At 27.0% G+C, this 11,478-nt stretch carries 9 protein-coding genes and 5 pseudogenes; 6 read left to right on the top strand and 8 right to left on the bottom strand.

Features of this window, described 5'->3' with window-relative positions:
- Positions 1-198 precede the first annotated feature (198 nt).
- Entirely contained in the window at positions 199-315 is a 117-nt protein-coding gene (locus EDL80_RS05175; RefSeq protein WP_410521734.1) for a hypothetical protein, read from the top strand.
- 444 nt (positions 316-759) lie between these two features.
- On the opposite strand, the pseudogene EDL80_RS05170 reads toward EDL80_RS05175, so the two are convergent.
- Positions 760-894, bottom strand: a pseudogene (locus tag EDL80_RS05170) (hypothetical protein); the annotation flags it as partial.
- Positions 895-1,130: 236 nt separating this feature from the next.
- Here EDL80_RS05170 and EDL80_RS02505 point away from each other — a divergent pair.
- Positions 1,131-1,829 (top strand): VirB8/TrbF family protein, encoded by a 699-nt coding sequence (locus tag EDL80_RS02505; protein WP_158406615.1) that lies wholly within the window; start codon positions 1,131-1,133, stop codon positions 1,827-1,829.
- Positions 1,830-1,876: 47 nt separating this feature from the next.
- Here the strand turns inward: EDL80_RS02505 and EDL80_RS02500 are convergent.
- A pseudogene (locus EDL80_RS02500) lies at positions 1,877-2,038 on the bottom strand (dUTP diphosphatase); the annotation flags it as partial.
- Between the two features lie 58 nt (positions 2,039-2,096).
- Positions 2,097-2,240, bottom strand: a complete 144-nt coding sequence (locus EDL80_RS05145; protein ID WP_330998038.1) for a hypothetical protein — start codon at positions 2,238-2,240, stop codon at positions 2,097-2,099.
- A 457-nt stretch (positions 2,241-2,697) separates the two neighbouring features.
- Between EDL80_RS05145 and EDL80_RS05075 the strand changes: the two are divergent.
- A pseudogene (locus EDL80_RS05075) lies at positions 2,698-2,870 on the top strand (tRNA (adenosine(37)-N6)-dimethylallyltransferase MiaA); the annotation flags it as partial.
- A 703-nt stretch (positions 2,871-3,573) separates the two neighbouring features.
- Here the strand turns inward: EDL80_RS05075 and EDL80_RS02490 are convergent.
- Positions 3,574-3,708, bottom strand: a pseudogene (locus EDL80_RS02490) (isopentenyl transferase family protein); the annotation flags it as partial.
- A gap of 240 nt (positions 3,709-3,948) precedes the next feature.
- Positions 3,949-5,997 carry a DUF3023 domain-containing protein gene (locus tag EDL80_RS02485; RefSeq protein ID WP_158406614.1) on the bottom strand — a complete coding sequence of 683 codons (2,049 nt, stop codon included), beginning with the start codon at positions 5,995-5,997 and terminating at the stop codon, positions 3,949-3,951.
- 456 nt (positions 5,998-6,453) lie between these two features.
- On the opposite strand from EDL80_RS02485, the gene EDL80_RS02480 reads away from it, so the two are divergent.
- Positions 6,454-7,155 (top strand): DUF3023 domain-containing protein, encoded by a 702-nt coding sequence (locus EDL80_RS02480; protein WP_158406613.1) that lies wholly within the window; start codon positions 6,454-6,456, stop codon positions 7,153-7,155.
- Here EDL80_RS02480 and EDL80_RS02475 read toward each other — a convergent pair.
- Positions 7,138-7,338 carry a hypothetical protein gene (locus EDL80_RS02475; protein WP_158406612.1) on the bottom strand — a complete coding sequence of 67 codons (201 nt, stop codon included), beginning with the start codon at positions 7,336-7,338 and terminating at the stop codon, positions 7,138-7,140. The genes EDL80_RS02480 and EDL80_RS02475 overlap by 18 nt on opposite strands.
- A 375-nt stretch (positions 7,339-7,713) precedes the next feature.
- A complete protein-coding gene (miaA, locus tag EDL80_RS02470) occupies positions 7,714-8,646 on the bottom strand; it encodes a tRNA (adenosine(37)-N6)-dimethylallyltransferase MiaA (protein WP_158406611.1) in 933 nt (310 codons plus the stop codon).
- A 114-nt stretch (positions 8,647-8,760) separates the two neighbouring features.
- Here miaA and EDL80_RS02465 point away from each other — a divergent pair, with 114 nt between their 5' ends.
- Together EDL80_RS02465 and EDL80_RS02460 are read left to right on the top strand one after the other, a co-directional pair.
- Positions 8,761-9,234, top strand: a complete 474-nt coding sequence (locus EDL80_RS02465) for a hypothetical protein (RefSeq protein WP_158406610.1) — start codon at positions 8,761-8,763, stop codon at positions 9,232-9,234.
- Between the two features lie 70 nt (positions 9,235-9,304).
- Positions 9,305-10,543 (top strand): 3-hydroxyacyl-CoA dehydrogenase, encoded by a 1,239-nt coding sequence (locus EDL80_RS02460; RefSeq protein ID WP_158406609.1) that lies wholly within the window; start codon positions 9,305-9,307, stop codon positions 10,541-10,543.
- Positions 10,544-11,184: 641 nt separating this feature from the next.
- Here EDL80_RS02460 and EDL80_RS02455 read toward each other — a convergent pair.
- A pseudogene (locus tag EDL80_RS02455) lies at positions 11,185-11,445 on the bottom strand (RpiB/LacA/LacB family sugar-phosphate isomerase); the annotation flags it as partial.
- Positions 11,446-11,478 lie beyond the last annotated feature (33 nt).

The following is an 11,478-nucleotide window of genomic DNA, read 5'->3' as shown; positions in this document are numbered from 1 at the left end:
AATCATCACTAATGACACACTGAACAACATTTTGTGCATTTATTTTTGAAGAAAATGAGAAAAAAGAGGATTATGTCTTATGCAAAATATATTACATGGTAAATGAAGAAAACCTCCATGTATACCTCTTCACCTAACTCCTTTAATACCAATGATTCGTGAAAACGATGGTCCTTCACACACGAAATTTGACAAGTCATATCGACATTAATAAATAATAAAATTGTAAGTGGTATAGGCAATATATATGCTATAGAAGGTCTCTTTACAGCAAAAATTTTACCAACTAGACTACAACAAATATATCATTTATAGAATGTAAGGCAATTATACAAAGTGTAAAAAATATTCTACTGTTATCAGTAACACATGGTGGATCAAGTATTAAAGATTATAGATCTCCCACAGAAATAAAGGGAAATTTTCAAAATTATTTTTCACTTTATAATAGAGCAGGGCAATTATGTTATATATGTAATAATCAGATTGCAATTATAAAACAGTACGGTAGAAGTACATTTTTATGCTATAAGTGTCAATTTAGTTGCAAAAAAACAACTATTTATTTAGAATAAAACTACTACCGTAATGTGCAATTTTAACATGCTATAATCTATAAGATAAGCAAATTAAACAATGTATTACAGTACTACAAGAAATTATTTATATGGTTACTTCTGTGCCACTAGCTGTTCAAGTATATCAGTACACTATCAACTCTATAGTAATATTAGTAGTATAAAAATATTAATTCACCTATGTTTCATAATGATGCAGTCCCCATGATCTAGCTTTAAATACATATGGTTTTAAGGTTAATACTCCAACTGGACAAAGATCTATTATATTACTTGATAATTCTGAACTAATATGATTAGAAATGTAAGTATCTATTGTTGCTGGAAGTTATGAAAATAAGTATGAGGTTTCATAAAACATTATAATAAAAAAATGAGTTATAGCAGGTTAAATAACAATTAATACAAATATTATCTATATTTTAACTCTATGTTTCTAATATTTATCTACAAACATTTTTATGGTAATGAAGTAGATTTAATAGTGTTACTGTCTTTTGCAGTAGCATTACTTATATTATTTATTATATATAAATTGAATTAGAAGCTTTTATGTCTCGTAGCAATAACCAAAATAATAATAATGCATATATTGGAAGTAGTAGATATTTTGAAGATGCATTGGACTGGTACTGTGGTCGATATTTATTCTGTATTACCGAACGTGCTTGGTTATCAGCCGTAACATTCTTCTTATTTTACTTAATCTTAGTATTATTGTTCAATATATACTCATATTTTCCATTAAAAACAGACTTCTCATTTGTAAAATATACAGATCGCTATACTGATGAGTTTTCTGTAATAAAAAAATTAAGCACTAATAATGAAGATAGTGAAGAGACATTGTTATCAAGATATCTTGTTGCACAATATGTAAAAAGATATGAATCATATATGTATGATGATTTAGAAAGCCAATTCAATTTTATAGAAAATAATTCTTCAAGGAAAATATATTTAACCTTTAAAGAAATGAGAGATCCTAGTAACCCGAGTAATTCAAAGTATAATTCAAAAGCTCTATCAATTAATGCTACAGTTGATAAAGTTGATTTAATGTCACAAAATTTTACTTCGCTTAATAAAGCTGTTGTAACTTTTAAAACAAAAATTGCTGTCAATGGAGTAACGTCTCATACTGAATCTCATAAAGTACTACTAAGCTTTTCTTTATCTAGTATTAAAATGGCTAGCTCAGGAATTATGCCATTAGAGTTTGTAGTACATGATTATAAAAAGTTAGACTAATTATTAAGTTAAATGCCTTGTTTGTTATGACATAAAGTTCTATAATTCATTTGTGCTATTCTATCTCCATAATTAATGGTATATGACTCATTTCCTAAGTTAATCAAAATTACCATTATTTCTCCACGATAATCTACATCTATACTGCCTGGAGTATTAAGTACAGTGATGCCAAACTTTAAAGCTAATCCAGATCTTGGTCTAAATTGAAAATTTTTGATTTTATATTAAAAATGGATTACGTTGCTAAGGAGATAATTTTTTATATTAGTGTCCGTCATATTTTTTATTAACTGTTTCATAATCTACATATATTTCTATTCCATTGTTTGATGGAATATCGAATCCTATTTGTCCATTGAAATAGTTAATGGAAAATCCATCATTTTTAATAGAATCATCATAATAGATTTTTACTGTGTTGAATACTGGTTTTCTTATTGTACGTATATATAAAATTGCCCGACTTAATATGTTTTAACTAGTTGAAAAGTTGTTTAATAATTATTTCCTATTCCTATTTTTTGTTTTGTTGCTTTATAATCTGCCTAGTCTTTTAAACTAGAACCAGTAAACTGTTTATAACATAGGTAACATTTATATTCATTACTATTATTTTGGTTATTGCTACGAGACATAAAAGCTTCTAATTCAATTTATATATAATAAATAATGCAAGTAATGCTACTGCAAAAGACAGTAATACTATTAAATCTACTTCATTGATGTTATAATCAATTTTTAGTAAGAATTGAACACACTACATAATCCACAAGGCGTTATGTTTTTAAATAATTCACTATAACTAATTATATACTTTATGTAGTAAGAGTAACATATTGGATTCCTATATTATTATGGTTAATCCATCTCTTTAAATATACCAGAATATTTTCCTGCAATAAAAGCTCACAGTGTACCAAAAATCATTCAATATTTAACAAAAAAAGTTAGTATTGCAGAAGTCATAGCAATAACACAAAAAAACACAAGACACTGTGCTAAACTCAATATACATGGTGCAAAAATCAATTTCTTTAAGCATTATTTTATGAATCCTACAATCAAGTAGTTCACTGGAAATACTAAATAAAAGACTATACTTTTTTAAGGTATTAAATAGTAATACCTTAAAAAATGCAAATTACATTATCTCACAAGAAAGCTAAACATAGTAAAAATAGTAGAGTTATCACATAAGTTTGAAACATTAGTACATACAGATGTTGTTGTTTTCTGTGGTTGAAGTTTTGGTGTAATTTCTTATTCCAAATGATAATTCTCTGATACGATTTTTTATTATTAAGCTGTAGCATTAATTGAAATAGCTTTTGAATTATACTTTGAATTACTCAGGTTAGTGGGATCTCTCATTTCTTTAAAGGTTAAATATATTTTCCTTGAAGAATTATTTTCTATAAAATTGAACTGGCTTTCTAAATCATCATACATATATGATTCATATCTTTTTACATATTGTGCAACAAGATATATAGTTAAAATTTATGAATGAAAATATATACTTTGATTGTAAGAAAGTTATTTTAGTTCCTTACAAGCATGCTGATTTAAGAACATTACCCTGACATACTTAATTTTACACTCGACAGTTATGCATTTTTGTTTCATGATAAAATATCAACTTACTATAATTTAATTATATACTCTCCCATTTTCTTTTTCCCAAACTACTTGTAAATGTACATAAAAAACTGACAAATTTTTTGTTCAGGCAGAATTATAGTTGATCTGTAATTATTGGAATTTCTTTGTATATTTGTTTTGAATCACAGTTTACAATTACTCCATTATTATCTTGCGCGATTTTTACAGATATCTTAGACTTACCGGATGTTGTAGGTCCGGTAATGATTAATATATTATTCGTTTTGTAGGTTTAATATATCGTAATTCAATCGTTTAAGATTACTATATTAAATTACTAATATATTAGAGAAAGTTGTTAGGTTTATAAAAGCTTAGAAAGCAAATGAATATTTTATATAGTGTATAAAATAATATGATGAAAAAGTTATTGAGCTGATAGAAAGCTACTTTCTTCATGAAGATTGTAGCTTTCTTCAAGCTTAAAAATTGTATTTATTATATTATCTAATTTTTATAGTATACAGAGTTCTTCCTCTGATGAACTCTGTGAAATCTGTTGATCAGATAATATTGTTGTTAGTGCTGCTATCCCTTCTCCTCCTTCTTCCTCATCTTGTTCTTGTTCTTTTATTATCTTTTCTATTTCTGCTCCTCCTTCTCCTTCTCCATCTTCATTTTGTTTTTTTGTTATCTTTTCTATTTCTTCCTTTTCTTCTTGTTCTCTTTCTTTTTTTAATTCTTCTAATTTTAACAGTAGTTGATGTCTTTTTTGAGTAACTTCTTCTTTTGTACTTAGATCATCTTCACTTGAAACTGATGCTGATGATGAAGATTCTCTAAATTGTTTCCTTATTTGCAGTAGTCGTGACTTTATTGGTCTATGTTTTTTTGAAGTACTTGAACATGGACTTGAATCATCATCTTGTGATATTGCTGGGGATGATTCACTTACTGTACTACTATGACTTCCACTATCAGTTGGTGACTGTAGCTCTTCTCCAGTTAAGATATTTCCTACTATTTTCCCAAAATGTTGTAACATACGTGCTTCATCAAATGGAAATTTCGAGCTTCCTTTTGTATGTACTCTAACGCATTTTATGTCACATATATGTATAATATCTACAAGAGGAATATGTTTAGTTTTCTCACAAAGATTTTTGAAAGTTATAATATCTTTTTCATATACTAAACAATATATATCGCATAGTAGATATTTAGATAATGTTTCTTTTTCATCTAAATAATGTACCCTACATAATTCAGGGGTATTTAATACAACATTAGTTAAAAGTCTGCTTCTTATTAAAAATAAAGATGTACCTTGAGGATGTGGTAGAAGATTCTTTGGATAAATACTAGCAGGATAAATTACTAATCCTTTGCTAGGATCTATAGTATTACCTATACAACGTGCTTTTTTAACTACCATATCTTTTTTATATAAAGCGCAAAGTGTAGGTAATATTTTACATAGAGTGTTATTTGCAGTTACTTCAAATTCTTCCAATTTATCAATTAGTCGTCGAGGATCGTTGGTAAAGTATTCAAATTCTGCGTTATATGATCCTATAGAGTTTATTATTTCTTCTTCGGTAATCTGTAAAGTATGCATTTCTTGTGTATGCAATTTTACACATTTTACAGAACAATGTTGTATTATGTCTTCAAAATATGGTTTTTCTTGTGCATCATGACATTCATCGACAAATTTTCCAAGTGCACGTTTTTCTACAATGCAATATATATCACATTTTATATAAGGGGATAGTTTTTCACTCTCTGTTAATCTGGCAGCAGATGCTAATAACTCACTAGCTAGTATAGCGTGACTTGATATCTTCATCCTTATAATGAATAGAGAATTATTTTTTGGAATAGGCAACAAATCTATTGGACATTGAAGCTGAACTCTTAATACTCCATCGTTTCCAGTATTTCCTATGCATCTTATAAAAGATACCTGTCTTCCACTGGATTGAGTACATATTTCATTACATAAACCATTATTTATCGCCATGAGTTGCTGCATTTTTTCTTTGTGCAAATCACTGTTGCGTTTAAAAATTGCATTCAATCCTGCTACATCAACTAAGTAATATTCTATAGGATGGGATGTATCTTTTGTTGTTAAGTGTATGTATTTAATAGTTGAATGTTTAATGACGTCTTGATATGGTATTGCTGGGATGTCAACACCCCACGGCTTGGTAAATCTGAAGAAGTTTTCTTCATTTACCATACAATATATTTTACATATGACATAACCATCTTTTTTTTCACTTTCTTCAAAAATAAATGCATCAGATAATTGTTTAGAATCAGAGTTTACTATAATATCAACTGGTATAGTAGCACTTATTCGAAATAAAGATGTATTTTTAGGAGCAGGCAGTAGATTTTTTGAACATAGGAATATTGTTAGTTGACCTTGATCGGTATATCCTACACAATCAATATCTAGTATTTTTACTTGCTCAGGTACAAGATTGATAGCGCTACATAAAAGATCAGATACTTCTCTTTTATCTGCAAATGGATTTTCAGAATTAAATGGCATAACAGGTAACTATTAAATATATAAACACATACATTATAATATATTCAAAATATATTAATATTGCAAGGATATTATTATATTCTTTATATATAATTTAGTGATGTCATTGTAATAATACTGTCTAACTTTTGATATTTCAGAATAAAATACTTAAGTTGTTTTATGGTTTATTAAGGGTACACATATGTATGTTTTCTTTTTTAGATAACAGCAATGTAGGAAAATGTTATTCCTTTTACATTATTATTTAATATCTGTATTACTAAATTATATGTAATTTTTTTGTAAAAATATACAGTTGAACTAATATAGTACTTAATTTATTTATTATATATTATATTATTATAATGTTTTATCTATATTTATACACTTACTTGTAATGTTTATGTTTTTTTTATATCAATAAATTAATATAACTAATTAAAATATAATAGTTAATAATATTAATTTTAATATATGCCACATAATAAAATCGTAAAGATTGTCAATAAAACACTATGTAGCAAGATAGATTTGCTTACTGACGTTAGAATCAGGAGATGTTATTGTATAGGAAATACAGTAAATAGTGATAAATCATTACGAGTATATATTGATAAAACTCATAAAAACAAACAGCCACCGATTTTACCAGATGGACAGTCTTTATTTTTATTAACATTAGCAGTACCTACTGATATCTTAAAAAATGATTACCATTTGAGAAGAGCGTTCTTATTATCTAATGAAGAATCGCAAAGAAAGTATATAAATGTTAAGGTATGCTTTTTAATAGATGGAAAAAATCTTGAGAGTTTTAGATGCAATGTACTTTCTTTGCAAAAACCAGCATGTAACTATTTAGTAAAATATGGTACTAGTTTATTTGCTAGACCATTAATAAATTGCTTTCATACATATAAGTGTGATGAATATTACTGTTTAGTACGTGTTATAGGATTACAAGCGGATTTTATAATAGACGAAAGCGAAAAAGAAAAGTTGTATTTATATGGTAAGAAGTATTGTTATAAAATTTTCTCACATATGCATAATAAATCGTTTGATGGAAACGTATTGTCTGCTATTCAAGAAGATAGCGGTACAGAAGAAGAGCAACCAGTAAAAGAATTAGTTGAAACTTGCGTTGAATCTTTATCATTAGGTAAGAATGTGTAAAAATGTTTTAAAAGAGATGTTAGTATCAGAAACTCTACCATTATCTTTACCTCTAACAAGAAATAGATAATTTAGTCTACTCTTCTTAGTGGATTCAGCAAAATTTTTATTACTTAGTTTACTTTTTCTTAGTATATCTTTTGATTCTGAAAAAGATGTATCTTTTTCAATTTTACTATTCAATGATTTTTTATAAGAAATTTTTATTAGTTGGTTATTTTGTGTAAGGTTTGAATTAAAAAATATGTGAAATTTTATTGAAATCTATATGATTTGTTCATGTGTTAAAATGGGATATCACATTAAAATATTAGATAAAATGAGTTTAGAAAATTTTATCACTACTACAAAGTCTATAGTTAGACTCTTACTAACTTGTGATCATTTAAATCAGAATAAAACGTACTTTAAATATCTCTGACGTATAAGTATTGAGATACTATAAAATATAAGTTGATACTTTGCTTTTATAGTAAATTTAATTTTATCTATCTATTGCTTACTCATATATCAATATAATATGTGATTATGATAAAACTTAATAGATCTTTAGAAGTATCAATTTAATTTTGTATATATGTTATTTGATGGTATAAATTTTTTATAGACAAATTCCAATAATTGATCGTGAGATTCATAAAATAGTGCATTAGGAAATTGATTTCTGAACCATGTATACTGACGTTTAGCATAATGTCTTATGTTTTTTTGTGTTATTTCTATCACTTCTTCAATACTAATTTTTTTCGTTAAGTATTGAATAATTTCTGGTACACCGTGAGCTTTCATTGCAGGAAAATGTTCTGGTATATTTAAAGACATTAAATTTTCTACTTCTTCTATTACAGATGAATTAATCATATTAGTAAAACGGTCATTAATTTTTTGATATATTTCCTGTTTTGGTGGCATTAGTACGCAAAGTGTAAAATTATCAAGAATTGGCTTACGTTTTAGTTGTTCTTGTAATTTAAATATCGAAATACCCATCTGTTCCATAACTTCATATGCTCTTAGTAATTGATACGAGTTATTATAATGTAAACGCTTTGCCATAGGGTCTTTTTCTATTAATAATGAATAAAATTCTTTATTTCCTATGGTATCTAATAGCTGTTTAGTTTTGTACCTAACGTTGTCATCTATTGCAGGAATCTGAGATAATCCATGTATTATGCTGCTAATATACATTCCACTACCTCCGGTGATAATTACTAGTTTATTATCTTTTGATATTTGCGATATTTCTCTTTTTAAATCCTTTATCCATTCTGCTACAGAATATTGTGTTACAACTGATACATATCCATACAATCTATGTTGTACAAAAGTTTCGTTTAATTTTGGTTGATCTGTAATTATTGGAATTTCTTTGTATATTTGTTTTGAATCACAGTTTACAATTACTCCATTATTATCTTGCGCGATTTTTACAGATATCTTAGACTTACCAGATGCTGTAGGTCCGGTAATGATTAATATATTATTCATGGTGTCTATACATAATTAATTATTATGGTATGTAGAATTATAATAAAAATATAGTATAAATGAACAATTAGTCATTTTGTTGTACAAAATTTTAGTTAAGTTAGGTGAATTATAATGAGTGATGACTCTAAAAAAACAAGTGATTCAAAGTTTGCTAAGCAATTTGCTAATAATAGAAAGAGTATAGGAAGTGGAAGCGGGGGATTTGCCCAGAGATATAACAATCCTAATGCGATTTCTAATAAAGCAGCAAAATTTTCTGATACATTAAGTAGTAAAACTGAAAAAGATGCATCTTTTTCAGAATCAAAAGATGTACTAAGAAAAAGTAAACTAAGTAATAAAAATTTTGCTGAATCCACTAAGAAGAGTAGGCTAGATTGTCTATTTCTTGTTAGAGGTAAAGATAATGGTAGAGCTGCTTGGCATTATGTGTTAGTAGATAAACCTAAAAGAGAAATGTTTCTTGCTAAAAGTAGGTCAGGATCCATAGATGTTGCTTTATATGGGCAAATACTATATTCTGGCTGGGGAGAAAATCCACCGCAAGATATAGTGAAAAAAATTGAAGATGAGTTTGGTGTTTAAAGTATAACATATTAAAATATATTGTTCGTTATTTGATGAATCACTATATAGCTAAAAAAGGAAAGACTTCGTGGAAATACATAAAATAGCACTTATAGATTTTACAAAAAATAATAATATAATAGAATATATAGTAAATAATTTTAATGTTCCAATCATTTTAATAAAGCTATGTAATGTAAAGGATAATAGTCTGCAAGAAAATAGCTCATTAAAAATTGTGAATATAAATGGTGACCTTTCTTGTCTTAAAGAAGTAAATTGGATAATAAATCTCTATGATGAAGAGCAGGATACATTATTTTTACATCATGTATATGATAAAATAACTCATTATCTTAGTGATCATATAATTATTTCATCTAATTCTATTTTCTTGTTGGATCTTATAGAAAGTAAAGTGCTAAATAATATATGCTATAATCTAATGATTATAGATTTTGTTAATTCTGATAACGTAATAAAACTGATACAGTGTGCTCTTTATAAAAAAAGAAGTGAGGGTAGGGCAGTTGACATGTTGTTACATAGCTTCAGCTATGCCAATTTAATTATATGCAATAATACTCCAGGTCTTGTATTAGATAGAATTATGTCATTCTTACTAGTAATTTCGTTGGTGGGAGCTTGTGATTTTCATATCAATGTAGAAGAAGTTGATTTTATTATTGCTAATAATCACATTGGGATACCGTCTGGTATATTTAAAATATTAGACAAAATGGGTTTGGACAATTTTGTTACTACTACAAAGTCTATAGTTAGACTCTTACCAATGCATGATCATTTAAATCAATTATATAATTTGATACCTCAAATAGTATTTCAAATGATTTCTGATGGTTATACTGGTTCTACAAGTGATATTGGTGGTTTTTACAGGTCTTATGAACTTTATAATGGATATAATGATCAGGTTATAGATTTATATACTGGCTTATATAGGTCTGTATCTTATGTCAATCATGAATTTGGAAATATTCAAAGTTTATTTAATGTTGGTAATAAGTATGGAAAATTCATGCGTTATATATGGTCAAACACTTTAGTGTATATTGCTTCTTTAGTGCCAGAATTATCTTCTAATATATCAGTGATAGATAAAGCACTAAAATTAGCATATGAGTGGAAATATGGCCCATTTGAAATTATCGATATGTTAAATAATTGTGATAACAATAATAAATCTTGGTTTTTTGAGTCTGCTATAAAATATGATAATTTGCCAAAAATTTTATCATTAAATAAGAAAATGTATAATAGTAAAGGTCAATATTTAAACGTAGAAGATGGAAATTATAGGTCATAAAAATGAGACCTGTTAGTAATTTTTTATTACATAATGTATATTATGGAAAATGTGCATTCAGAAAACAAAATCTATTATTTTCTGTAATTCAAGTTTATTATGACATATTGCAAGAACCAAAAAAATTGATGTTATAATCAATCTTAGTAAGGAATTGAACACACTACACAATTACACACATAATCTACAGAATAATTCACTGTACTGTAAATTATATACTTAATATAAAAGGAACGTTTATGGATCCTGACCTACTTTTAGCTTTATGTAATAAGAATAATGTTTTGTAGGTTTAGTGTATCGTAATTTAATCGTTTAAGATTACTATATAATAACTTGCTAATATATTATAGAAAGTTGTTAGATTGATAAAAGATTGGAAAGCAATGTATATCTTATATATCGTATACAATCTCTACTGAAACATTTAACTCATTTACAATAAAATACAAAAATCTTACTGAGCCAAGACACATGCCATGCCAATAGCCATATTACTAGGCAGCTGTGAGTATTTATACATAGCTTACCATCACATCAAGCAGATGAATTAGCTACAACAATAACAAACGCGTTGCTACATCTTTAATAATCACCTTTGCATAATCAAATTCGTGTTATTATCAATGTAATTAACTGTACTACTCATAATCAGAAAACTTCGTATTTAAAAACTCATGTACTATTAACTTAGCTTCTTCATAAGTAATATACCTAGCCCCAAAACATAATATATTAGCATTATTATGTTCCCTAGCAAATTTAGCAATTTCTGTACTATAACACAAAGCCGCTCTAATTTTTTTATAACGATTTGCTACTATGCTCATGCCTATGCCAGTACCGCATATTAAAATACCAACACCAGAATCATCACTAATGACACACTGAACAACATCTTGTGCATTTATTTTTGAAGAAAATGAGAAAAAAGA

The organism is Ehrlichia ruminantium (genome assembly GCF_009728835.1).
GTDB lineage: Bacteria > Pseudomonadota > Alphaproteobacteria > Rickettsiales > Anaplasmataceae > Ehrlichia > Ehrlichia ruminantium_B.
This window is presented reverse-complemented; position numbering and strand designations above follow the sequence as displayed.